At 44.5% G+C, this 25,374-nt stretch carries 22 protein-coding genes and 1 pseudogene; 14 read left to right on the top strand and 9 right to left on the bottom strand.

Features of this window, described 5'->3' with window-relative positions:
* The first annotated feature begins 59 nt into the window (after positions 1-59).
* From ppsA to NYE54_RS17150, 4 genes are all read left to right on the top strand, one after another.
* Positions 60-2,678, top strand: coding sequence for a phosphoenolpyruvate synthase (gene ppsA / locus NYE54_RS17165; RefSeq protein ID WP_339264780.1), 2,619 nt, complete (start codon positions 60-62; stop codon positions 2,676-2,678).
* A 365-nt stretch (positions 2,679-3,043) separates the two neighbouring features.
* A complete protein-coding gene (locus NYE54_RS17160) occupies positions 3,044-3,286 on the top strand; it encodes a phosphoglycerate mutase family protein (protein WP_339264778.1) in 243 nt (80 codons plus the stop codon).
* Positions 3,287-3,447: 161 nt separating this feature from the next.
* Entirely contained in the window at positions 3,448-3,972 is a 525-nt protein-coding gene (locus NYE54_RS17155) for an AAA family ATPase (protein WP_339264777.1), read from the top strand.
* A 336-nt stretch (positions 3,973-4,308) separates the two neighbouring features.
* Positions 4,309-4,974 carry a prolyl oligopeptidase family serine peptidase gene (locus NYE54_RS17150; protein WP_339264775.1) on the top strand — a complete coding sequence of 222 codons (666 nt, stop codon included), beginning with the start codon at positions 4,309-4,311 and terminating at the stop codon, positions 4,972-4,974.
* A gap of 234 nt (positions 4,975-5,208) precedes the next feature.
* Here NYE54_RS17150 and NYE54_RS17145 read toward each other — a convergent pair whose 3' ends face one another.
* Complete coding sequence (locus tag NYE54_RS17145; RefSeq protein ID WP_339264773.1) at positions 5,209-5,502, bottom strand: DUF3888 domain-containing protein; 294 nt, start codon at positions 5,500-5,502, stop codon at positions 5,209-5,211.
* A 649-nt stretch (positions 5,503-6,151) separates the two neighbouring features.
* On the opposite strand from NYE54_RS17145, the gene NYE54_RS17140 reads away from it, so the two are divergent.
* Positions 6,152-6,823 (top strand): hypothetical protein, encoded by a 672-nt coding sequence (locus tag NYE54_RS17140; protein WP_339264771.1) that lies wholly within the window; start codon positions 6,152-6,154, stop codon positions 6,821-6,823.
* 421 nt (positions 6,824-7,244) lie between these two features.
* Here NYE54_RS17140 and NYE54_RS17135 read toward each other — a convergent pair whose 3' ends face one another.
* The gene (locus tag NYE54_RS17135; RefSeq protein WP_339264769.1) at positions 7,245-8,438 is read right to left on the bottom strand and encodes an alpha/beta fold hydrolase; all 1,194 of its coding nucleotides are present in this window, start codon (positions 8,436-8,438) and stop codon (positions 7,245-7,247) included.
* Between the two features lie 152 nt (positions 8,439-8,590).
* Here NYE54_RS17135 and NYE54_RS17130 point away from each other — a divergent pair, with 152 nt between their 5' ends.
* From NYE54_RS17130 to NYE54_RS17115, 4 genes are all read left to right on the top strand, one after another.
* Positions 8,591-9,154, top strand: a complete 564-nt coding sequence (locus NYE54_RS17130) for a PadR family transcriptional regulator (protein ID WP_339264767.1) — start codon at positions 8,591-8,593, stop codon at positions 9,152-9,154.
* A gap of 929 nt (positions 9,155-10,083) precedes the next feature.
* Positions 10,084-10,236: a hypothetical protein gene (locus tag NYE54_RS17125; protein WP_339264766.1), complete on the top strand. Its 153-nt coding sequence runs from the start codon at positions 10,084-10,086 to the stop codon at positions 10,234-10,236.
* A gap of 447 nt (positions 10,237-10,683) precedes the next feature.
* A complete protein-coding gene (locus NYE54_RS17120; RefSeq protein ID WP_339264764.1) occupies positions 10,684-11,055 on the top strand; it encodes a hypothetical protein in 372 nt (123 codons plus the stop codon).
* 143 nt (positions 11,056-11,198) lie between these two features.
* Positions 11,199-11,894, top strand: coding sequence for a dihydrofolate reductase family protein (locus tag NYE54_RS17115; protein ID WP_339264762.1), 696 nt, complete (start codon positions 11,199-11,201; stop codon positions 11,892-11,894).
* 137 nt (positions 11,895-12,031) lie between these two features.
* Here NYE54_RS17115 and NYE54_RS17110 read toward each other — a convergent pair whose 3' ends face one another.
* Complete coding sequence (locus NYE54_RS17110) at positions 12,032-13,213, bottom strand: ABC transporter permease (RefSeq protein WP_339264761.1); 1,182 nt, start codon at positions 13,211-13,213, stop codon at positions 12,032-12,034.
* A gap of 253 nt (positions 13,214-13,466) precedes the next feature.
* A complete protein-coding gene (locus tag NYE54_RS17105; RefSeq protein ID WP_339264759.1) occupies positions 13,467-14,246 on the bottom strand; it encodes a nuclear transport factor 2 family protein in 780 nt (259 codons plus the stop codon).
* Between the two features lie 195 nt (positions 14,247-14,441).
* Between NYE54_RS17105 and NYE54_RS17100 the strand changes: the two genes are divergently transcribed.
* The gene (locus tag NYE54_RS17100; protein WP_339264757.1) at positions 14,442-15,047 is read left to right on the top strand and encodes a TetR/AcrR family transcriptional regulator; all 606 of its coding nucleotides are present in this window, start codon (positions 14,442-14,444) and stop codon (positions 15,045-15,047) included.
* 321 nt (positions 15,048-15,368) lie between these two features.
* Here NYE54_RS17100 and NYE54_RS17095 read toward each other — a convergent pair whose 3' ends face one another.
* Complete coding sequence (locus NYE54_RS17095; RefSeq protein WP_339264755.1) at positions 15,369-16,865, bottom strand: monooxygenase; 1,497 nt, start codon at positions 16,863-16,865, stop codon at positions 15,369-15,371.
* 24 nt (positions 16,866-16,889) lie between these two features.
* Complete coding sequence (locus NYE54_RS17090) at positions 16,890-17,291, bottom strand: RidA family protein (protein WP_063184662.1); 402 nt, start codon at positions 17,289-17,291, stop codon at positions 16,890-16,892.
* 235 nt (positions 17,292-17,526) lie between these two features.
* On the opposite strand from NYE54_RS17090, the gene NYE54_RS17085 reads away from it, so the two are divergent.
* Positions 17,527-18,003, top strand: coding sequence for a MarR family transcriptional regulator (locus NYE54_RS17085; RefSeq protein WP_076322703.1), 477 nt, complete (start codon positions 17,527-17,529; stop codon positions 18,001-18,003).
* Between the two features lie 229 nt (positions 18,004-18,232).
* Here the strand turns inward: NYE54_RS17085 and NYE54_RS17080 are convergent, their stop codons facing one another.
* Positions 18,233-19,165 carry a chlorophyllase gene (locus NYE54_RS17080; protein ID WP_339264753.1) on the bottom strand — a complete coding sequence of 311 codons (933 nt, stop codon included), beginning with the start codon at positions 19,163-19,165 and terminating at the stop codon, positions 18,233-18,235.
* Positions 19,166-19,365: 200 nt separating this feature from the next.
* On the opposite strand from NYE54_RS17080, the pseudogene NYE54_RS17075 reads away from it, so the two are divergent.
* A pseudogene (locus NYE54_RS17075) lies at positions 19,366-19,725 on the top strand (MerR family transcriptional regulator); the annotation flags it as partial.
* A 406-nt stretch (positions 19,726-20,131) separates the two neighbouring features.
* Here NYE54_RS17075 and NYE54_RS17070 read toward each other — a convergent pair.
* Both NYE54_RS17070 and NYE54_RS17065 read right to left on the bottom strand, forming a co-directional pair.
* Positions 20,132-20,434 carry a Dabb family protein gene (locus NYE54_RS17070; protein WP_339264751.1) on the bottom strand — a complete coding sequence of 101 codons (303 nt, stop codon included), beginning with the start codon at positions 20,432-20,434 and terminating at the stop codon, positions 20,132-20,134.
* A 23-nt stretch (positions 20,435-20,457) separates the two neighbouring features.
* Positions 20,458-21,027, bottom strand: a complete 570-nt coding sequence (locus NYE54_RS17065) for an NAD(P)H-dependent oxidoreductase (RefSeq protein WP_339273527.1) — start codon at positions 21,025-21,027, stop codon at positions 20,458-20,460.
* Positions 21,028-21,220: 193 nt separating this feature from the next.
* On the opposite strand from NYE54_RS17065, the gene NYE54_RS17060 reads away from it, so the two are divergent.
* Positions 21,221-22,099 (top strand): helix-turn-helix transcriptional regulator, encoded by an 879-nt coding sequence (locus NYE54_RS17060; protein ID WP_339264749.1) that lies wholly within the window; start codon positions 21,221-21,223, stop codon positions 22,097-22,099.
* Positions 22,100-23,005: 906 nt separating this feature from the next.
* Positions 23,006-24,718 (top strand): biosynthetic-type acetolactate synthase large subunit, encoded by a 1,713-nt coding sequence (gene ilvB / locus NYE54_RS17055; RefSeq protein WP_339273525.1) that lies wholly within the window; start codon positions 23,006-23,008, stop codon positions 24,716-24,718.
* The last annotated feature ends 656 nt before the right edge of the window (positions 24,719-25,374 follow it).

Here is a 25,374-nt window from a genome sequence, read left to right as displayed (position 1 = left end):
CATTGGTAAACTCTTGTCAAATGTTTTTATATCAATTTAATGGTTAGGAGAGATATTGAATGAGTACTTTCATTCTCGGCTTTCAGGAAATGGAAAATACGCAGCTTTTACTCGTTGGCGGAAAAGGGTTGAATTTGGGGAAATTATCAAAAATTGAAGGAATACAAGTACCCGAGGGATTTTGTGTTACAACCGTGGGGTATCAAAAAGCCATCGAACAAAACGAAGTGTATCATGCTCTATTGGATCGCCTAACCATGCTAAAAGTAGATGATCGAGACCAAATTGGGGAAATCAGCAGGAAGATCCGGCAGATCATTTCGGAAGTAGAAATTCCTTCTGATGTAGTAGAAGCTGTTACTAGCTATCTCTCCCGGTTTGGCGAGGAACATGCGTATGCTGTGCGTTCCAGCGCGACTGCTGAGGATTTGCCGCATGCCTCTTTTGCCGGTCAACAAGACACCTATTTAAACATCATCGGCATCGATGCCATCTTGCAGCATATCAGCAAATGCTGGGCTTCCCTATTTACGGATCGTGCGGTCATCTACCGCATGCAAAATGGATTTGACCACAGTCAAGTATATTTATCCGTTATCGTTCAAAGGATGGTCTTCCCACAGGCTTCAGGGATTTTATTTACCGCTGATCCAATTACCGGAAACCGAAAGTTGCTTTCAATCGATGCCAGTTTTGGACTCGGAGAAGCGCTGGTCTCCGGCTTGGTTTCTGCCGATGTTTATAAAGTGCGGGATGAGCAAATCGTCGACAAGAGGATTGCAACCAAAAAAATCGCGATCTACGGACGGCAAGAAGGCGGGACAGAGACCCGGCAGCTCAATCCTGATCAGCAAAAGAGTCAAACGCTTACGGATGACCAAATTTTACAACTGGCACGCACAGGAAGACAGATCGAAGCTCATTTCGGCCAGCCCCAAGACATCGAATGGTGTTTGGCTGATGATACCCTTTATATTGTCCAGAGCCGGCCGATCACCACTTTATATCCCATTCCTGAAGCAAATGACCAGGAGAATCACGTGTATGTGTCTGTCGGCCATCAGCAAATGATGACGGATCCTTTTAAACCGCTTGGGATATCCGTTTGGGTGTTAACAGGTGCCAGCCCCATGTTTAAAACGGCTGGCGGAAGGCTGTTTGTGGATATCACGAAGGGCTTGGCTTCGACAACTGGCAGGCAAAATTTATTGGGTGTTTTAGGACACTCCGATCCGCTCATAAAAGACGCGCTTATTACCATCATAGAGCGGGCAGATTTTATAAAGTTGGACCCGAATGACCAGAGCGAACCGGGTCCCGTAAAAAGCCATATAGGTATGTCAGCTACGGATATTCTGGCAGAAGCAGGAAGCGATCCGGCAATTGTTGCTAATTTGATTAAGAGCAGTGAGACATCGTTATCAGCGTTAAAACAGAACCTCCAAACGAAATCAGGATTGGATGTATTTGATTGTATACTGGAAGATATGCAGCAACGGAGGCAGCTTGCGTCAGATCTGAAAAATTTGAATGTGATTATGGCCGCTATGCATGCTTCTGCATGGATCAATGAAAAAATGGATGACTGGTTAGGTGAAAAAAACGTAGCAGACACACTTTCCCTATCTGTACCTAACAACGTCACTTCTGAAATGGGAATGGAGCTACTGGATGTTGCAGATGTGATTCGTCCCTATCCGGAAATAATTGAGTTTCTAGAACAGGTAAAGGATGATAGCTTTTTAGATGAATTGGTTCAATTCGAAGGTGGGCAGCAGGTACGTGATGCTATTGCTGCTTTTCTCGACAAATATGGAATGCGATGTGCCGGGGAGATCGATATTACAAGAACACGCTGGAGTGAAAAACCAAGTATACTGGTGCCTATGATCCTCAGTAACATCAAAAACCTTGAGCCTGGCGCCAGCAAACGAAAATTTGAGCAGGGGCGACAGGAAGCTTTGGAGAAAAAAGAGGATTTATTGGCCCGATTGAAACAATTACCGGATGGTGAACAAAAAGCCGAAGAGACAAAACAAATGATCGACCTGATCCGGAATTTCAGCGGTTATCGTGAATATCCGAAATACGACATTGTTAGTCGCTACTTCATTTATAAACAAGCTTTACTTAAGGAAGCGGAACGACTCGTACAAGCGGGCGTTCTTTATGAGAAAGAAGATATTTACTATCTCGCTTTTGAAGAACTTCAAGAAGTTGTTCGCACAAATAAATTAGATTACCAGATTATCAGCAAGCGGAAGGACGAGTATAAATTATATGAAAAACTAACTCCGCCACGTGTGATTACGTCTGATGGCGAAATCATTACGGGTCAGTACAAAAGGGAAAATATCCCCGCCGGAGCTATTGCAGGTCTTGCCGTTTCTTCGGGTGTTATCGAAGGGAGGGCACGGGTGATCCAGAATATGGAAGATGCTGATCTGGAAGATGGCGATATACTTGTGACTGCCTTTACCGATCCCAGCTGGACTCCATTGTTTTTATCTATAAAAGGCTTAGTTACGGAAGTCGGCGGACTGATGACCCATGGAGCCGTTATAGCACGTGAATATGGCTTGCCAGCGGTTGTAGGTGTGGAGAACGCGACCAAATTGATAAAAGATGGGCAACGAATTCGCGTGCATGGAACAGAAGGGTATATCGAATTATTGTAATGTTAAGAAGTTGGGATACTGGAAAGCCGTTTTTAAGTTTTAGACACCAAAACACCGTCAGTATTACTGGCGGTGTTTTATTACGTTTTGATCCTGCTTTTCTTTTAGCAAGCAATGGTTCTACAGATAGATTGTGTATATCCATGTAATTAAAGTTTGATCGCCAAGCGTAATTACGTATTAAAAAAGTAGAAGACATGTCAATTGTGACACTTTGAGTGTCGAGGGACAAGAACATGGTCCGATTACCGATTAAGCAAGCATTTAACTACATTTCACTGCTCTAGTTCATTAAGCTAACGGGTGGATTACTGAATATAATCATAGAATACCTAATATCGGATTTGATGTTAGGAGGGCGGAAAATGGAATTCATATTTATTCGGCATGGTCATGGAGAACATCTCAACGATTATCCAAATCGGTTGAATACTCCGCATCCTAGTCTTACAGAGTACGGCAAATTTCAAGTAACGCAGCTACGAAATGAAATTAAAATTGATCCTGATGGTTTAGTTCTTGTAAGTCCAACTAAACGTACAATTGAGACGGCAACTATTATAAAAAATGGTATGGACTTCATTATTTCTCCATCTGTTGGTCGCTAAGCTAAGGGGAAACCTTTGTGGAGAACAGATGGAGCAGTTTGCCGGTTGGCAGCTGCTTACTCTAATGGGCAGCATAGTTCAATTATAATTGTTTTCTCAATCCTGTTTATACGTTGAAACTGTTAAACTGTATTTAAGTTGAACGAATAGGGGAATTAGAGATGAGCAAAGGAAAAATCGTATTCTTGAACGGAGTAACCAGTTCAGGAAAAACATCTATAGTAGACGCTATTCAGTTAAAATCGGATGAGTTTTTTTATGTGGTTGCAAACGATCTTTTTGAAAATACAATTGGCGATAACTATCTTCGAGAAGATTATTGGAAATATTTAAGTGATGCAATTATTATGATGTATCATACCGCCAAACTATTTTCTGATCATGGTAAAAATGTGCTTATCGATGGCATCTTGGTAGAAAGACCTGAGTTAAAACCCCATTATGAAAAAGTTAAGAACATATTTGCTGGGTACCCCTTTTATATTGTTGAAGTGTTTTGTCCTTTGGAAATTTGTCGCCAAAGAAATATTGAACGTGGAGATAGAACTGAAGATCAATCAGACTGGCAAAACAAAATGATGGCAAAAGATATACAGTACGACTGTACTGTCAACACACACATAAATTCTTCAGAAGAATGTGCTGATTCGATTCTAAAATGTTTGTATGGTAGGTCCGAAGATTAATCATATTACGCTAATGGGGGACGTTAGTTGAATAAAGATGAGAAGGCAGCTGGTCAGATTGATCAGCTGCCTTGGAGTGGAATATTTATATAGCATTCACGAATGGAGTGATAAGATGATCGGGAGGATCATACGAGTTTTGGAACAGAACCCGCGACTCGCTATCAGATATCCTGATGGTAGCTATACTAAGCAAGGGAAAGAAATGGTCGAACTAAAAAGTTCCGATTATACTGTTTTAGTTTAAGGCTAAAATACAACTGAAGGAATTTCGGGGAATATGGGAAATTCTATTTTTGCCCCTATGGGAGATATCACTAAAGTGAGGGAGATACAATGAGTCAAACCGTAAATAATTTTGATAAAGAAATAACAAAAAGAGTGCGGATGAAATATCTCTTACATTTGCCAGATCATTATGAAAAAGAATCCTCAATTAAGTGGCCTTTAATCTTATTTCTTCACGGGGCAGGTGAACGTGGAGATGATCTGGAGTTGGTAAAAGCACATGGAATTCCTATGATAGCAGAACGCGATCCTTCTTTTCCATTCATTACGATTTCCCCTCAATGCCCGGAGGATTCCTTTTGGAATGCTGAACAAGACGGATTGATGGCATTAGTAGATGAGATCATTGCAAACTACAACGTAGATCCAGATCGGTTATACTTGACGGGGCTAAGCATGGGTGGTTATGGGACGTGGCACTTAGCAGCAGAATATCCAGGAAGGTTCGCGGCTATCGCTCCAATATGTGGTGGAGGTAACCCCAACCGTGTACATGAACTAATAGGAACACCCACCTGGGCATTCCATGGCGCGAAGGATGATATAGTTCCTATTGCTGAATCAAAAAAAATGGTAGACGCACTTCGCGAAAACGGTGGAAATGTCTCTTTCACAATTTATCCTAAGTCGAATCACAACTCCTGGACAGAAACATACGATAATCCGGAATTATATAGCTGGTTTCTAGGTCATTCTTTAATGGTAAGGAAATGAAGTTGTTACACTAACGGAAACTTGCTCGACGGCAGCTCTGTTCGGGTGACAAAAACATAGTAACATTAGAAGCCGCTGATTATGCGGCTTTATATGTTTATGTTATTAAGTTCTGGTCAAAACACAATTACAAGAACTTGATAACATTCCCGATATGATTTCACGACGGCGGTAGACGCCCTTTTATTAAACTAACTGGCAGAATAATATAATGCGTTAAATATAATATTGTAATTATTCTGGAGGATATTTATATGTAGATAGGTGAGTATGATTAATCAATTTAACCCTAGGTCCAGAAGAAATTTCATAGGTCATTCGGTCCTTCCCTATTGGGATCCAGTGTCCACCATCTGTAGGTTCAATTTCAAATGTAATTTCCAATATAAAGCCACGGAAATGATTTACTCTTCTTGTTTCAATCACTCCAATTTTCCAGGGAGCGATAACAGGTGAGATATCACTAAAAATCTTCGGATAATAATAGTTATGCAAATCTTTCTCAATAAAAGGAGAAAGTAAGTTCATAAGCATATCCTGTAACCTAAGCTCTTCAGAGTCTTGAGTTGGTTTGTTTGAAGAAAAGGTTGTTGTTTGAAAACAATTAATACAAACAAGGAATAGCATAAAAGTGAGTAGGATCCTTTTCATTTTTCAATACATCTCTAAGACAGCTGCCGACATAATCGGCAGCCTATTCAGCCAACGGGCAGGATAGTGTGGTAGCAGTTTAAGTATCTGATGGATATATTTGTTGATATAACGGACAAAGGATGAAGGTTTTACCCACCAATCCAATGAATACTTATATAAAAATGAAATTGGAGGGAATTGAATGCTAAGTTCTTTAAATGGTACTTTTCCTACTGATAAAAAATCTGAGTTTTGTTGATGTCGAGGGACAAAAACATAGTCTCATTGAAAGTCGCTATTATAGCGGCTTTTGTGTAGCTTCCCAAAATAGGTACATTCAAGTAAGCATCAATAAAACTAAAAGTTTTGTTGTCGGAGGACAAGAACATGAGCCGATTACCGATTAGATAAGTATTTAACTATGTTTCCATGCAATTTCATTAAGCTAACGGGCAGGATTGCTCAATACAATCATAGCTTATCCAGTAGAATTAACATATAACATGTCTGGTAATTACGTCTAAACGAAAGGTGATTCATATTTATGGTGTTTAATAGTAATAATTCTAAAAAAATCCGAAAAAGTTTGTTTATCGGTATAATCGTTGTTGGTTTAACAACAATTACTGCTTGTATTCCTAAAGAAATAAAACAAACAGAGTTAATAACTGATTATAATCGCCATTTGATTGGAAAAGAAGGAAGTGGCGGTTATATGATATATCGAAACGGGGTATATATTGATTCTAATGGAGTCGAGTACTCACCAGAAGAATTAAAGAATAGAACACGAAATGGTCTTCCTGAGAACCGGATTATCACAAAGATAATGGAAGGAAATTTTATGCCTTCCTCAATATTTGAGTTAGAAACAAAAGAAAAAAACGGAGTATATATTTCCCCTGAGATAATTACTGTAAATGGTTCAATAAGCGTCTTAACAGATACTAATGGAAGGGGGTGGGAACTAAAAGCCGGTGACTATGTAGAATATATATTTGAAAAGTATAAATCGGAGGTGGTCGAAAATCAAAATATGTTAATTGGTTACGTTAAAGACGGTGTTCTAAATCCATCGCAAGATTTCGATCAATTAAAGGGGAATTACAATTTAACTATTAAGGAATCAAGGCAATATTACTTTTACATAATAAATGCAAGTTCTGATACGATTGCCTTGAAAGAGGGAACATTAAGGCTCACAAAAAATGACTGATATGGAACAATCCACACAATCATTGTCGAGGCGGCCTTATAAAGGCTGGAGCTTTGATTCAAGTAACGGGCAGAATTATGCATCTTCCATTATTTGGTGTTTCGCCAATAAAAAAAATCCCCTCCGAGTAGACTTTAATGCGCTTTTTACACACTGTCTACTTAAAGGGGATAATATAAACACGGGTTATACCCCAAAAGCAAACCACCCGTTGGACGGGTGGTCAGGATTTAAGGAATCAGGCTCTTGTTCCTATCTGAGGAAAAGAACTCGATTCCTTTGCTATAAAGAAAGAACATACATATGGAACAGGCAGCTCTGTGACAACTTCAGAAAAACAAACGCCTTTTTCCTGTGTTGGGGAAAGGTACTTAAGAGGTGATGTAATCTTCACCAAGCTTCGGTATTCTTTAAAAGAAACTTAATCTTTATTCAAAACTTGATCTAACCAGGTGAACATGCGGTGGTTAGCCAATTTCAATGCTCCAAAATGGCAATGTTCTTCAGCAGAATCTTCTGCAGTAAATTTCATATATGTTTTGGAACCCTTTAAAGATTGGAATAATCGTTCAGGTTGTCCTGCAAAGGCATGATCATGCTCAGCTTCGCACACGAGTACCGGGCACATGATTTGCTCAGCAACACCCTCTAAGGTAAAGGGTTCAGTTTTGCGTACGAGTTCTTCTACATTCGTTGCAAGGAACGTGAACTGTCCATTTTCAATTCCCCATCGAGTGCCTGTATCTTTGGCCATAATCGACGCGATTAAGTTCTCCGTCTCTGGTGAACTTAAATCGGATTTGTCACTTGTATTTATACCCAACGCCTCAGCGATGGCCCCCACTTGAAAGGAAAATAAACCGTCATTTGCTATGCATGCAGCGAGCCTGTGTTCATAAGCAGCCGCGCGCGGAGCCAAATACCCACCTAAACTAATACCCATTAACGCTATTTTGTCGGAGATGACTTCTGGGCGCTTGGTCAGGTAATCGACCACTGGAGTTACAGCAGCCTCCCAGTCATGCCTGAATGGAATTCGCTGCTCGCGGATAACAGCTCCTTGTCCAGGACCCTCGAATACCAAGCAATGATAGCCTCTTTCTAAAGCAGAGGTAACGACTTGAAAATAAAGCTCTTCTGCAGTGGAATCATATCCACCGTGAACAATCAGGACAGGCCCGGGCTGATTCCCGGCTAAATATAAGTACCCCGGCAGCTCTGTATCTTCATAAGAAATCGAAACAATCTCCCAATGATGATCAAACAAAGAAAGCGCCTGTCTGAATGTGCTACGGCTAAGGCTCCATGTCTCAAGAATACGCTTATCCTCCGGATTGCCATGGAGAAAAAATTCAGCAGTGCGGTAATAATTAGATGCACGTAAGTAGAATTCTCTCGCGCTGGTCTTATTGCCTTGCTTGCTGCTCTCTTCAGCTTCCCGATGAGCCCGGATTGCTGTCTTAAGCCATTCCTCATACCAGCTTTCAAAATTGCCTTCCCCGATTCGATAAGCGGTAGATAGGCATTCGCCTACGTCCGCTCCACCAAAAGCTGCGTAACCCATTGTGCGAAGTAATTCGAACGAAAAAGTCTGATCATCGAAAATAAGTTTCATGATTAGTACAATCCTTACATATGTTATATATAACCTATTAAAGAATACTAGCTCATCTCATTCATTGTGTCAATATTGTTTTATGTTATAATTAACCTATATATTGAAAGACTGAACTCGAACTCAGAGATAGAGAGGGGAAGGAGTACTTCATGAATAATATCCAGTACACCATATTAGGATTGTTGGCACGAGAACCGTTAAGCGGATATGAAATGAAGCAGCAGATCAACAACAGAATTACCCATTTCTACAAAATTAACAATAACCAGCTGTATCCATCTCTCTCGAAACTGGAGGAAGCCGGATTTATTGAACTGCAAGCCATTGAACAAGAGTCCTATCGTCCTCCCCGAAAAATTTACAGAATTACGCCTAGTGGCATTGACGCCTTAAAGTCTTGGGTGTTAGAGCTTCCTGATGTTGGTGATACAGACACCTTTCTGTTGAAACAATACAGTTCTTGGTTAGTAAGTCCGGATGCATTGATTGAGCTGATACGGAAGAAAAAAGAACAACATGAACACATGCTAAAGGATTATAAGGAGAGAATCTCGTCTTTTCAAGAACAGAACCCTGACGTTAATCATCCTTTATTCTCTACAATTTCTGTTATAGAAATGGGGATTAATTTCGAGGAGGCAGGTATACTCTGGTGCAATAGGATGTATGAGATGTTAAAGCAGCATACACTTGCCAATAGAGTAGACACATAGTATCTACGGGAGGGAAAAGCGTTTGAGCGCGGAAACCCTACAGGATTTCATCTTTCATGTTTCCTCTGGAACACTTGTTCCAATGAATGGGTTAGTGGCTATTAGGAGTGGTTCGAAATTAGCTTATGGTTAGCTAGATGGAAAAATATGTGTCGAGAGACAAGAACATGTTCCCATTGAAAGTCGCTAAAATAGCGGCTTTTTTTGTTTTATCGGTACAAGTTCTTGTCCGGAGTCGAGGACAAGAACTTGTACACTTATAAAACACCTCATAAAAAATGGAGGAAAAAAAATGAGTTATACAATCGGACAATTGGCTGAGAAAATGAATATTTCAGCACATACTCTGCGTTGCTACGATAAAGAAGGACTGTTGCCCTTTGTAACGCGTAGTATTCTTAAGTTAGTCAGGTCATTAGTATTACTCGTGGACAAAGTAAACCCTACAAGGAAGATGCGGCTTGGGGAGAGGTTGAACAAATCATCCTTGACCGAGCTAAGGAATCGAATGGAGAATTCGAAAGAAAAATTGCTGTCTTAAATGCAGATGTTGTTGTGGATCTCATCAATTTTACGCTGGAAGATACAACATGTGTGGCAGAAGCCCTGAAAAAGACGAATCTGTCCCACTATATTTTCTGCTCGTTTATTTGGGCGCATGGAAAAGCAACTACAATGCCGGTCATTGAAGAACAGTCTAAATTCCCATTAGAGGAATATGGGATTCAGAAAGCGAAAAGCGAGTAATACCTGCATAACCTTTTACCGACAGGAGAGTTTCCCGGAGACCGTTATCATGCCAGGTCAGATTTCAGGTCCAGGGTGGGTAATTATGAATCCAACGGCCAATCATGATTACTGGATATTTGACAAGATTAGGCGCGGACAAGAAATTGCGCTTCCGAATTTTGGTATGGAGACTTTGCATCATGTACATGCAGACGGATGTGTCGCAGGTTTTCTTTAAAGCCATCACGCGTCGGAAAGCAGCCTTAGGCGAGAGTTTCCATGCAGTAGGCGCAGAATCGATTACTTTGCTGGGGTATGCGCAAGCGATGTACCGTTATTTCGGGCAGGAGTAAAACATCAAATTTCTTCCGTGGGACGAATGGTGCAGCTATACCAAATAAAATAAAGGAGCAGTCTACCAGTGATACTTGCTTTGACAGTATCAACTCAAATTTCCACTTGTTCTTCCAAGACATTTGGAGGATATGGCATCTCATTTACACTACGCTGGCGAGTATTGGGATGATACGAGTAATATGTCGGGTGACAAAAACCTAGTAACATTAGAAGCCGCGGATTATGCGGCTTTTTATATTTATGTTTTCAAGTTCTTGTCAAAACACAATGACAAGAACAATTGTTACATTCCCGATATGATTTCATCGACGGCGGTAGACGCCCTTATATTAAACTAACGGGCAGTTTAGTGGTACAGCATATAAGTGAAACCGTTTTAACTGGAACTTATAACTTGTCCCCAGCGTCATATTATTTAGAACAATATTATAGAGGAGGACTTAATGAAAAAACAATATGTGTTGATATTGATTATGATTTTAACTTTGGTCGGATGCAATATTAAATCAATTTCGCTTACTGGGGAGAGTGAAAGTTGGAGTGGCGAATACACAGCAAACATTACTGGAGATAAGGAAAGTGGAAAGTTCATTTTTGGTTATAAAAATGCAACGGGCAAAGAACTAAATAATTTAGAAATTACCATTAATGATGGGAAACAAGTACTTAAAGAGGGGAACTACAAAGGAGCAATAATTGAAATGCCTTCTAGTTGTTCAGGCTGTGCAGTAACGAACGAAACTATGCCTATTAAAGTAGAAATTAAATGGGATGACAAAGAAGAAATTTTTCACTTAAAAACAAAAGATCAATAGAGAAATCAAAGGATCCTTTATAGCCATATTTATCCTTGGGACGAATCGAAGAGATTGAAGTCGGAGACTATGACGAGAACTTGTACCGATTGCCGTAATGGACAAGAACATGAGCCGATTACCGATTAGACAAGTATCTAACTATGTTTCCATGCAATTTCATTAAGTTAACGGTCAGGATAGTTATAGCAATTCATGAGAAACCGGGCTTGCTGTTGGATGATACAATATACTTAGAGGAGGATGCATATGGAACCTGTAATCCTGATGATGAATGTGCGAGAAAACCAGGGAGGAGAGTCAGTCGCATGGCAAAGATTGTTTTTGCGTTGAACCAGTCTCTGGACGGGTTCGTCGACCATATGGCATTTCAGCCCGACCCCGTGCTATTCCGTCATTTCATCGACGACGTGCGCGGTCTGACGGGTATTCTGTACGGGCGCCGCATGTACGAGACCATGCGATATTGGGACGGAGACCATTTTGAATGGGATGCGCCGGAAAGGGAATACGCAGCGGCGTGGCAAAGCAAACCGAAGTGGGTGGTGTCGAGGACGTTAAAGTCCGTCGGTCCGAACGCTTCTCTGATCGAGGGCGACCTCGCAGCGGCCATACGTGGGCTAAAGGCTCAGCATGAAGGGAAGATTGAAGTTGCCGGGCCGGAGTTGGCCCACAGTCTAACGGAGCTCGGTCTAGTTGATGAGTATCGACTCTATCTCCATCCAGTCGTGCTGGGTCACGGCAAGCCATTCTTCGGCGGTCCGCGGCCGCCGCTGCACCTCGTGGCAAGCGATCGAATTGGCGAGCAGGTGATCAGGTTGACCTACGTTCCAGCTTAGTTTTGCGGTTGACCCAGCGACCTAGAGGGGCGAAAGTTCAATAAAACAGCGTAGTAAGTGCTGCATAAATTGTAAGACGACAAGAACATACTCGCTTAATAGGCATTTCGGAAACGTGGATTGTTCTTATCTTTATATTAATCACCTGTAACAGAAGAAGGGGGCGCATCTGTTGCTCGCCCGGCCTTAAATCCGGAAGCGAGCAGCAGAACCAAAAATCCCACGGCGACGCCCCACAAAATCAAGGCGTTTGAGCCAACTGCGTCCAGTCCGCCGAAGTACATTACTTCCCGTAACCCTCCTGCCGCGAACCGCAGTGGCGTCCACGAATAGATCCAATCTCGCGTCGTCTGCGACAAGAACTCCGGAGCCATGTTCAACAGCGGCATGGAGAAGAACATTAGAAGTACGAGCAGCGGTATTGCCCGGAATCCGATCCAATTTAGCAAGGAGGATTGCAACAAGAAGAACGCCGATCCAGCCAACCATAAGAACAACCACGTCTCCCCAGTGTTCGCCAGTTCCATGCCGTACCACGACGAAGCCATCCATATGGTGAAGCACGAGGCTATGCCGACGATCGCAAGCCCCCCGATAGCTTGCAGCGCGCTGACGGTCCATCTCCTTGAACCCGCGGCGACCGCCTTCTGGCTAGCCAGGAACAAGACGACTCCGGTCACCATGCTGCCGATCCAAATAATCTGGGTAAACAAACCCGGCGCATTCCCCGACGCATTATTCGCTCCCGGTGGATGCACGACTTCCTCCTGAACGTTCACCGGTGTCATTAAAGCTTTAGCCGATTGAACCGGAATCTGCTCCGTTTGCTGTCCGATTTGCCCAAGCAGCTGCTGCAACAGTTCCCCGTTGATCATTTTCAACGCTTGCCCCATTGCCTGTCTTACGACCATCGAGGCTTGGGTGTTCATACCCTCGTTGGAGATGATTTTCACATTAGGGTGAATCGGCGAGTGAGTTGCTAACGAGAGTAAACCGCTGCTCAGATCCGCCGGAATCACCATCGCTCCGTAATATTCGCGTTTATCCAGTCCTTCCCGAGCCTTTTGCTCGGAATCCACGACATGCCAGACGAAGGGCATTGCCGGGTTCGACAACAACTTTTCCTGGATCATTTCCCCTACCGCAAACGTTCCTCCAGTCGACAGCTCCGTCGGCTGGTCCAGGATAACGAGGGCCACCGGGAGCTCCTTTGACTTCGATCCTAGCACCGATCCCATCATCGCTAACCCGAATACGGTCAACACGATCAGGACGAGCACCATTCCCAGCCACATCATTTTTTGTGTCAGCATTTTCATGATCCTTTACTCCTCATTTCTTTATAATGAACAGATTGTTGATTATCAACCGCAATGTTCATTTGTGAAAGGTTCACCATAAATATGGCTGCACCACACGGTCACTTCATTGCAATGAATAAAAATAGCGTTGCAGCAACGCTTCTGTATCCATTTGATTACACGATTTATCACTCAAGTACATTCGTGAAGCGAAAGACATCACCGTACTTAAATTCGGCGATGTCTTTCTTCCGATTCAGCTACACAAACTTCAAAATCTACTGTTTGAATTTTTTCGTTTTTCTGCCGGCAGTATGGCCTCGATTACGTCCCAATGCTCAGCGATCTTTCCATCCTCTACGCGGAACAAATCGTAGAAAGCAGTATGTTGACCATCAAATAGACCTTCACTTACTGTAAGAACAAAATTGCCTTGTCCGATTACTTGATGGACATGAGTATATTCAAACTCAATATTTTTCTCCTTCAGAGCCTGCAAAGCAGCGTGAAGACCGGAAAGACCGTCTGCAATATGCGGACTATGCTGAATGTAGTTATCTCCATCAAAGTAAGAGGCAAGCAGGTCAGGGTTCTTCCCGAGCAAGATGTTCTCAACATAGCTTTTGACAAGTGCTTTGTTGGCATCCGTCTTGTCGATATCCTTAATCGTAATCGGTCCGTCAATCATCGTATGTTTGCTTGGTGTCTTCTCCACCATCTCTTGCAAATTGTCCCAATGTTCAACGATTAGTCCATTCTCAAAACGGAAGATATCATATACGATTTTAGGGCCGTGAAAATCATATACAGAATGAAGAGCAACATAATTTCCGTCGACTAAAATCCGCTTAATGTTTACCTTAGTACCAATCTCCTTTAAATGATCAAGTGCGCCAAGCATGGCTTCACGACCATCGAGTAAGGCCTGATTGTGTTGAATATATTGATCTGGATGAACGTAAGCCGTAATCGCTTCGGGGTTGCCGCTCTCAAAACTTTCCAGTACGGCGACTGCCTTACGAACAAGCTCATTTTGATGGTTGGATGTCATTGAAATATCCTCCTTGGATTTTTTTAGTCATTAGATAAATAATGAACAATATGTTGTTTATTTATCTGATGCTCATTATAGTAGAGGTTAATACAACGCTCAATATTCAATATTTTTAGTTTTGAAGTATAACAGACAACTCATAAAACTTTGTCGCTTAACGACCTAAAAATAAATTTAGGGGGAACGAAAACAATGAACAAGAAAACCGACCTAAGAATACTGCGCACGAAACAATCGATTCGAAAAGCGTTTTATGAGCTTATTCGGGAAAAGGGATATGAAGCGATAACGATCCAGGATATTGCCGATCGGGCTATGATCAATCGAAACACTTTTTATCTCCACTACCAAAATAAACCTGATTTATTAGATACATGTATGAATGAATTGTTGAGCGAATTAAAGGATGCGGTCGTTCTTTGTCCCATCAGCATGAATCCTTTCAGTATTTCTCTACTCGAAACAGTCATGCAAACGGTACTGAAACATATTTCCCTAAATATGACCTTTTATCATTCCATGTTAATTGAAGAGAATAGAATCTATCAGTTTCAAGCGAAAATGGAGAATATCATTAAAGATAAATTAATGGAGGGGTGGAAACCTGCTCAGGGAAACTCCCCATTAGCAATATCCAAGGAATTGCTGCTCGAATACCTCGGATCGTCTTTCATGGGGATTGTAATTTGGTGGATTAAAAACGATAAACCCCTTCCTGCAGATGAAGTTTCATCTCAGTTTAGTAGAATCGTTGCATACGGGCATTTAAGAGCTGCCGGCATCGCCGTCGAGGAATAAAATTAGCGAGGGTAGAAGGAGCATGGTTCAGCGCTGGGGCGTCTTTTTTTAGAACCATGGTAACTTTCTAAGTTGGAGGTTTTTGATCCTGCCGATAAGGCCATTGCAACGCCGATTTATATTGAAGAGGTGTCTATTTTAATGACATACCATCAAAACTAAGATAGCCATAACGTAGAGGGATTTAAGGAATCAAGTTTTATCCCAACCTGAGGATAAAAACTTGATTCCATTGACATAAAGGACGGTGCTTGTTCAATCATCTACAGACCTTGCCTTAGCTGGGTAAGGGGGAGGCAGTTACACACCTCAAACGAATTACTAATCCGTAATGTTTCCGCACCAGCGAGTGATTCCTTCATTTATGGTTTGCATTGGATTCGGATCGGATAGTGGAATCGCCCAGGCAATATGTCCATCCGGCCGAATAAGCGCCGTGTGGACGTCGTTCCAATCCGCGTCAGCCTCAGCCAAAGAGGCATGTACAACTTGAAGATGGCTATACGTTTCCCATTGGCCGCTATTCTGTTCATTAGAATGGAAATGCAACAGAAGAAAAGTACCTTTGTGCAGGAGCGGATAGGAGTTCACCAATTGCCCGTCTTTCAGCTTTAAGCTGAGATCCTTGAACCGTTTCCCGTTTAAAGGATGGGGAGGCGCTTCGGCGTCGGGTGCATAATGTACATCCATTGCGGAAATTTGTGCAGCGATTTGATAATTAGCCTCCGGTATTTGAATCAGATCAGCCAGCATGCTTCGCAGTTCCGTGATAGGAGGAGTCACGTCCAGAAGCAGGGTTTGGACCTCGGTATTCCGGAGCAAGGCCGTATTCCATGGAAAACGTTCGGCATGATAACTGTCCAATAGCCAGTCCGGGGCCCAGCCTTTGATTGCTCCTGCAAGCTTCCAGCCTAAGTTCATCGCTTCTTGTAAGCCGACGTTCATTCCCTGTCCACCAGCGGGAAAATGAATGTGCGCCGAATCTCCCGCCAAGAACAATCGAACATTCCGATAGCGTCCCGCTTGCCGCGTAGCATTTCCGAAACGGGACATCCATTTCACATCGTTCAATCCCAAGTCGCTTCCGGTCGTACGGATGAGCGATGAACGAAACTCTTCCAATGTAACGGTCTCATCCTTAGAGATGTTACGTCTCTCCATATCGATCATCAAGACTCGATAGATATGATCATTGATTGGCATGATGCTGACCAATCCTTTTTCTGTAATCCGGGATATGACACTCATAGGAGCTAAATCAGATAGAACGGCATCGCCCAGAATAGCCGTGAAGGTCGCATCTGTACCTTCGAATGATATATTTGCATGTTTGCGAACCAAACTTCTAGCTCCATCCGTACCTACCACATAAGCAGATTTTAACGTTGTTTCTCCATGAGGTCCCGCGATCTTAACGTCAACCCCATCCTCATCCTGATGCACAGATAGAGCCTCAACCTCTCTCCAGACCTCTGCGCCAAGGCTAAGCGCCCATTCCTCCAACACCTGCTCCGTCTCACTTTGCGGTAAAAAGAGGGTGTGATTGGAAGAAGAATCCAACATCGAAAAATCCAAAGGAGTTTCTAATCCGGCAAAATGCCCTCTTGAAAGTAAGCGGCCTTTACTGATTAATTTCGATTTCACTCCACGCATATCTAATATTTCAAGGGTTCGTGGATGTACGGTAAGCGCACGTGAATATGGAGTTGTCTCTTTTAATCGCTCAATAACGCAGACCTTTACACCGGCTAATGCCAATTCTCCAGCCAACATCATGCCGACAGGTCCGCCACCGATAAGGATGACTTCATATTTCATATAAATAACCTCTTTTCTTAAATATTATGGGAAGATCACGATAGCGTCTATTTCGATAAGCCATTCAGGATCGGCTAGTGCTTGAACGCCTATATAGGTACTTGCTGTCTTCGGCCAGTTAGGGCCAAACACATGAAATCCGGCGTCAAAAATAATCGAAATCAGTTCCGGGTTGTGGTTTACCACAAAAATATTCATTTTTGCAATGTACAATGGATCCGCCCGCGCGGCTTCCAATGCATACTTAAGATTGGTAAACACTTGAATTGCTTGCGCGTAATAGTCCCCTGAACCGACCAATGCTCCCGTTTCATCTACAGAAACCTGACCTGAAATGAAGGCCAGTTTAGAGGCAGTAGTTACCACGACATGAGAAATTACAGATGTAACCTTATCCGTCAATGTCTTCGGATTCACGATTTCCATAGGCAGGTATGCTCCTCCTTCATTAAATATTGTTTCGTTAGAATCTTTTTTTATTGTTTGTTAAAAAGAGAGTGACAAAAGTTATATATAATTTTTGTTTCATACGAAACAATATCATTGTACTTGGTCACTCTTTATTCTGTCAACCCCAAGCTCAATATGAGTATGCCCGTTTGTTTCTCAGAGAACAATCTATGATATAATAAAACAAATAAGTCGAGGAGCCAGCATAATCATGGATACTGCCAGTAAGAACAAAACCGCCATTCATGAATTTTTCGTTCAGTTTCTTGAGCAAAAAGAGCAATATGAAACCCGAATAACTGCCACATACCTGGAGGATATCCGGAAGCATATTGAATCGGAATTCAGCTTGAATATGACGGAACTGCACACCATTGCGTGCATCGGAGAGCAGGAGCCGATCAATCTCACTTCCATCGCGGAGAGAATGAATTTAAGTAAAGGAAATACCTCCAAGATCGCAAATAAATTACTAAAGGCAGGTTGGGTGCGAAAAGCCCAGCTCAACGACAACAAAAAGGAAGTGTATTTTCGGCTAACGCCTGTCGGCAAAAAGCTATTTGCTGCTCATGATGAGCTTCATGCGAAGGAAAAGCAAAGAATGTACGAATTTTTGGAAAGATATAACGAAAGTGAGCTCGAATTTATTAAACGGCTGTTTGGAGATATGGTTGACTTCTATCGCTAACGTACCTTAACAAACTGTACATGAATACGCCGCCTTTTAGAAGGCAAGAAGCGATCCGGCCAAACGAGGCGGGAGATGGGGCCTCCGCCTTCAAAGGATCCCCGATCCGAATAGATGGGGGAATGGTACCGACAATCTTTTAATTTTTTGCGTGCTGATCAGAAAAAGAGAGTGAGCTCCCTCACAGGCATTGGGCCGGCGGGGGAGCTCGCTGTCTTTCTCTAGAGCTTTATTTGGATTCAATTCGACCAATTGAATGGGTCGTCTCGGACAAAGTCTGTTTCACTGCCGACCAGTTGGTCTGCTCAATATCGAGTACATGTCGAAGGTAAGCCCATGTAACCTTCTGGATCAGGGCAACTCGTTCTGGGTTTTCGTCTGTTGTTTCTTTAACCTCGTAACCAGCGATCCCTCCAAGTGAGTGTTCTGCACCAAAAAGGGTGAGCAGGCTCTCGGCTCCCGGGCTGAGGAAGTAAGGGTCGGTCATCCAATCCGGCCCGCGAACGGTCAGCTGATATTTGTTAGGAGTGTCGTCCTGATCCCCGACGACCACGAGGGTGGGCTTGGTCATGTGCTCGAAGCTCACGTTCAGATGCGGCATCTTCTCGGCCGCGAACGGTGTCAGGCTGTCCCCACCTTGCCCAGCGGTGGCGAATAGCACGCCTGCTTTGATACGCGAGTCGGACAGGTCCTCTTCCTTCTTAGTCTCGGGGTTGAGGACTCGCAATCCTAACAGGTTGCCCGCCGTCTGGCCGCCGAAGGAGTGTCCGGCTGTGGCGATGCGGCTTCGGTCAAGGCGCCCGCTGAGGCCGGGAACGGCAGATTCCAGGAAATCAAGCTGATCAAGGATGCGCTTCATGTCTTCCACTCGGAAACGCCATATCCGTGGTGTGCGGGGATCGTCCTGAGGGAGACCCAATGTCCTTGAGTCGAGATGGGTAGGTTGAATGACTACGAAGCCGTGTGCAGCCCAGAAGTCAACCAAGGGGCCGTAATCCTCCAACGATGAGCCAGAACCGTGTGAGAAAACAATAATAGGTAAGTTACGACCGGTCGTCGGCGCGGAGGCTCTCACTTGCAGATTCTCGCCACGGCCTGGGGCTGAAAGCACTATCGGCTTCACCGAGACGACTGGAGAGGGTGCGGTAATCTTTAGTTCCATAATTAATGTTCCTGCCCTTCTTAAGATAGATTTTTGCCGGGAGTTTTCTCCCTGTCAGATCCCATAATAAAAGTTGGAGACGAATCCAAGTCAAGGGGCGAAAACAAAAAAGTTGATTAAGGATAAATGATGGAAATAAGTTTGACTTGGAGTATGCTCCAAGATGTATAATGCTCAAAACGGCAAATTAGGGAGGAGACATAATGGAAGAACAAACTTTTACGATCAAGCAAGTCGCCGAGCAAACCGGTATTTCCGAGGATACAATTCGCTATTACGAAAAGATCATGCTGCTGCCTCAGGCAGAACGGAAGGAAAACAGGCATCGCTTTTATCGAAAAGAGGACATTTATAGGATCAAGCAAATAACCTGCCTCAAAAAAACGGGAATGTCGCTCGAGGCGATGCGGCCATTTTTGGCTGCCTCAGTCGACTCCGATTCCGTTAATTATCCTGAACTGGTGGATCAATTAAGAAGTCAACGTGAACATATTATGATTCAAATTTCCTCGCTTCAGCAGATCGTTGATTTTATTGACATAAAGCTGAAAGAAGGTAGGCCCCAATAATTAAAGCTCGATGCGGGCTTTTTTATACACGAGTTGTAATCAGAACAGTTACAACTGTGGCGGTTACAACAAATCAAATATTGGAGGTAAAATGATGAAAATTTTAGTTACAGGTGCAACATGAAAATTTGAACATTATGGTATCCGGATACGATTTACCTCAGGAGAAACCATCATCATCGTCTCTAATAGCGGAATAAATGCGGTTCCGATTGAAGTTGCATTGGAGTGTAAGAAACGCGGTCTGCATGTGTCTGCCTCGACGAACCTTAAACAAATCGGAAGAGCGTTCCCAACATTCGAGCGGTATGCGACTTTTCGAGGTGGCGGATGATGTCCTGGATACCTGTGGTGCTCCCGGAGATGCCATGCTTCAGCATGACAAGTATCGGGAACATTAAGCAAACGGGTAATCCATAACGACGATTCCTTCAACAAACGGGCCAATGGATTGCAATAAACTTTGATGCAGGGGATGCTGAATATAATCCCGGCAAGCCTTTTGATCCTCAAAAGTGACACGAATCCCCAACGTAAACCCCTGCATATGCTCTACTTCCTCCGTAACGTTAATCCCGGCGCTAAGTTCCACGATCCCCGGAATGTTCCCTTTAAAGTCATGCGCGCGCTTTATTGCACTTTCTTTTGCTTCAATTGAAACATCGGGCTTGAATTTCAATAGCACGATATGCTCAAACATCTTACTCCCTCCAAGGTTTCTGTTTATTTTTGACTTTGGAGCTGCTTCAATTGGGAGAGCTCCTTCATCCATTTCACGAAATTGTCGGTTACAAGATCAAGGTAATGAATGGTAGGATCATCGGTCAGCTCACCCTTATCGTTAAACTTCTCATGAACAAGACCAATGTACACTTCATTTCCAGGCAACAGCGGCGAGGAAATACCGGATGCGAACAGAATGTTACGCAGATGGCCCTGCGCTTTGACCGATCCCAACAATCCCATGGAAGATCCGACGATCCATGAGGGCTTCCCGATCATGACTCGATCCACGCGGGATAACCAGTCAATCGCGTTCGCCATGACGCCGGGAATGGTCGAATTATATTCCGGAGTGATCCATAACACCGCGTCGGCAGCAGCGACTTTCGCCTTAAAATCGATAACCGGCTGGGGCGGAACAGACTCGATATCCTGATCGTAAAAGGGGAGATCCCGAATGTTCAGCACATCCAACTGAATAAGATGCTGATAACGGTTTTGAATATAACGGGCTAACTTCAGGTTGTATGAATCTTTGCGAATGCTTCCGACTATGGCGGCTACTTTCATTTTCATCACCTCTATGATAGGGTTTGAATGGCGTTGAACAGGTAGGGCTGATCCCCCATGTCTATCCATTCTTGCTATTCCTCCTAAGGAGGTCATAAACTAGTCTATATGGACCCGAGGAGGCTAGGAAGAGATCTAGTTATCGTAGGATTGGGAATCCTACGTTCATGAATGGGTAGGAGGTATGGAGAACATGGCCAACAGATTGGACCGTTATGAGGAATTGTCCCGTTTTTTGCGTTCACGCCGTGAACGAATAACCCCAGAGCAAGCAGGGGTGCCGGATTCCGGACGCAGACGAACACCCGGGCTTCGCCGCAGCGAGGTAGCTCTGCTGGCAGACGTGGGGCTGGATTGGTACACTTATTTGGAACAAGGGCGTCATATCAACGTATCCGCTGAGGTCCTTGATCGAATAGCGAAAGTGCTTCGGTTAGATGAATCGGAACGCAGGCATCTGTACCATCTGGCCCGTAAGCAATTTCCCTTGACCGGTACAAAGCAACGCTCTAAGGTAACTCCGGAACTTCAACGTTTTTTGGATAGCCAGAACCTTTCCCCAACGAATGTCATGGATGCGCGCATGAACATCATTGCCTGGAATGAAGCCTACTGCGCATTGAATGGGAATCTCGCGGTTATGTCGGATCGGGAGCGGAATTTGGTCTGGATGACGTTTACTTCTCCCCGTTTCCGCTATGTAAAGGGCGACCAATGGGAACAGCATGCTCGGCGAATCGTTGCTTACTTCCATGCCGGGTATGCGCGTCACGTCGACGATCCTTGGTGGTCCGAACATTTCGAGGCGCTTTCACAGGCTAGCAGGGAGTTTCGAGAATTTTGGGATTCCCACGAGGTTCTCGATGCTATTGATGCTCCTAAGACGCTGCATTGTCCGAATCTCGGGATCTTGAATTTTGATCTTGTTTCGTTTCATTACTTGAACGATTCTAATTTGACCGTTTCCATTCATGTTCCTCATCCAGATGGCACGGTGGATAAGATGCAGCAACTGTTAATTGATTATCAGAGCCAGCATGCAGAGCAGCTTGAATCTTCTCCAAGAGTTTAGTATAAGAAGGCACTCATAAATGGGTTAAACTTAACGGGTACAAGAACTCAATAAATACAACACGAAGAGGTTACAGTGGATCGATCGGCGGCCTCGCTCTGCTTATGGGCAGGATAACTTGATCTAGTTGCTGTTGCCTCATATTGAGGTGAGACATGAAGCAGCTTAGTATCAATTCGGTTTGAAAAAAAGTCGAGTCTGTGCTATTATCAGAAAAATCCAAATATAGCGAAGAAGAGAAGGCTATGCAATAGCGTTTATGTCCAGAGAGCAGAGGGATTGCTGAAACCTCCGTCGTAACGTATGTATAGTGTCGTCTCGGAGCTGTTGACCGAACGCGGAAGGCGTGATTGCGCGCCCGCAAGTAGGATCAACCGGCTTGGCATCCGTTAACATGCTGCAGGTAAAGCAACGGCTTTACCTCATGAGACTGCAATTGCGAGGTTGCAGTAAACTTGGGTGGTACCGCGATTCCCCTTTCGTCCCAAGGCTTCTAGCAAGCTGCTATGAGCCTTGGGAAGGAAGGGGTTATTTGTTTATTACCAACAGGCGATGAAGAGAAAGCCGGCAAAGGCGCTTATGCCCAGAGAGCAGAGGAAACGCTGAAACCTTTGCCTTAACCCTTTGTATGGTGTCGTCTCGGAGCTGTTAACCGAAAGTGGCTGGTCTCATTCCATGCCCGCAAGTAGACTTAACCGAAATGGTGCTCGTTAACGCGCCGCAGGTAAGGCATCAGCCTTACCTCATGAGGCTGCATTCGCGAGGGTGGCAGCGAACTTGGGTGGTACCGCGAAAAATTCCCCTTTCGTCCCTGTATGAGCTGACTTGATCGAATGTCAGTTTGCTCAGGAGGAGAGGGGATTTTATTTTGCAAAGGAGGCTGCCCAAGTGGAACAGCAATTAGGAATGACGAATGAAACAACGACGCCATCAGAGGAATATATCACCGGTTCGGAGGTGCTTTTGCGCGGCTTGCTGCAGGAAGGCGTAGAGTGCGTATTCGGCTATCCGGGAGGTAATGTGCTCTATATTTACGACGCGATGGTACATCAGCCTGAATTCAAGCATATCTTGACCCGGCACGAACAAGGCGCGATTCACGCGGCGGACGGCTATGCTAGGTCGACGGGGAAGGTTGGGGTATGCATCGCGACATCCGGTCCAGGAGCAACAAATCTGGTGACCGGCATCGCAACCGCCTATATGGATTCGGTGCCGCTGGTAGTCATAACGGGGAACGTATCTACGACTGTCATGGGCACGGATGCTTTTCAGGAAGCGGACATTATTAGCATCACGATGCCGATTACGAAGCACAGCTACATGGTTCGCAATGTACACGACCTTCCTCGCATCATTCATGAAGCGTTCTGCATCGCGAATACGGGCCGCAAAGGTCCTGTCTTGATCGATATTCCAAAAGACGTGACCAACCAGCGGATGGCGTATCGTCCAGCGGACACGGTTCAGTTGCGCGGATACCATGGAGCCCCGGAACCGAATCCGGCAGAAATGGATGCGCTGCTTCAGGCGATTGCAGAAGCGCGCAAGCCGGTTATTATCGCGGGCGGCGGCGTTGTCTATGCGAACTCCTCGCAGGAGTTGATCAAATTCGTCCACACTACCCGGATTCCGGTCGCGACGACCCTGCTTGGCCTCGGCGGGTTTCCGAGCGATGACGAGTTGTGGCTGGGCATGCTCGGACATCATGGCGTATATGCTGCGAACATGGCGGTGCAGAATGCGGATCTCATTATTTCGATCGGCTCGCGTTTCGATGATCGGGTCACGATGAGACTGGACGGATTTGCGCCTCAGGCCAAACGTATCGCCCATATCGATATCGATCCTGCGGAAATCGGCAAGAACGTCAAGACAGAGATCGCGTGCATCGGCGATATTAAAAACGTGCTGGCTTATGCGAACACGAAAGCGCAAGCAGCTCAGACGGATACCTGGCTCGAGCAGCTTCAAGAGTATACGGTGCAGCATCCGCTTCGGTATACCGATTCGGATACTGTCATTAAACCGCAATATGTGCTCGAGATGATTAGCGAGACGACGCAAGGAGATGCGATCATCACCACTGATGTAGGCCAGCACCAAATGTGGACCGCGCAGTTTTACCGCTTTAAGCATCCTCGCTCACTCATCACATCGGGCGGTCTTGGCACGATGGGCTTTGGCTTCCCGGCTGCGATCGGCGCTAAAGTCGGAAATCCAGATCGCCTGGTCGTCTCGATCAACGGCGACGGGGGCATGCAGATGTGCGCGCAGGAGATGGCGATCTGCGCGATTCATCAGATTCCGGTCAAGATCGTGGTCTTGAACAACCAGGTGCTCGGTATGGTTAAGCAGCAGCAGGAATTGATGTACGAACGACGCTACAGCCAGATTGATCTGTCCGGCAGTCCGGACTTCGTCAAGCTTGCGGAAGCATACGGAATCAAGGGATTAAGGGCAACGACAAAGGCCGAGGCCTCCAAGGTCTGGCTTGAGGCGCTGCAGACAACAGGACCTGTGCTCGTCGAGTTCGTCATCCCGACCGATGAGAACGTGTACCCCATGGTGCTTGCCGGCACGACGCTGGACCAAATGATTCTAGGGTACGACGAATAATTGCGCCGAAGAGCGTCGTTTAAGTTTCCGGATCGCTCCTGTGGTGCTCAGGCATGGAACGCGGTAGGGATAAGTTAACGGGGATGATAGCTCGGAAACATACGGCAGCCGGCAAGGTGATCGGCTGCCGTTTCCGTTGAAGTAACGGGGAGGAGAGCGAAGTTGCAATACGTTTGGTGAACTTGAGGGAAAACCTGGGGGCGTGAAAGAGTTTGGACAGTTCAACCATAGTAATAGACCTCTTAAGGAAATACAAAGCGAACAAGAAATGGACTCGCATAATGATTGAACAATTATCTGGAGAGGATATCGTATGGTCGACCACGCCCGAGAGTAACAGCATCGCTAATTTGATAGCACACATTTCAGGGATCGTCTATCAATGATTTGAAACCGTTTACTTTGGTGCTCCAATTATCGAAGATAGGTGAAAGCTAGCCCAGAAAAGTTACTAGCAACCACCGTCAACGATGCCTTAGACAAGCAAGCCACTATTCTAGAAATGCTGCTGCATCAATTCAGACAATTGCTACCTACACTTGACATGCGGAGTGCTGTTCACTGTTAGTTCGGAAAGACAATTAAATCGGAGATGTATTGGCGGAAATAGCAAAGAGGGGCGGATCCCCTCTTTTTTCATCGTTGTAAAACTAGTG

Origin of the sequence: Paenibacillus sp. FSL K6-1330, from assembly GCF_037976825.1 — a bacterium.
GTDB lineage: Bacteria > Bacillota > Bacilli > Paenibacillales > Paenibacillaceae > Paenibacillus_AQ.
The sequence above is the reverse complement of the archived record's forward strand: the minus strand, read 5'-3'. Positions and strand labels throughout refer to the sequence as shown.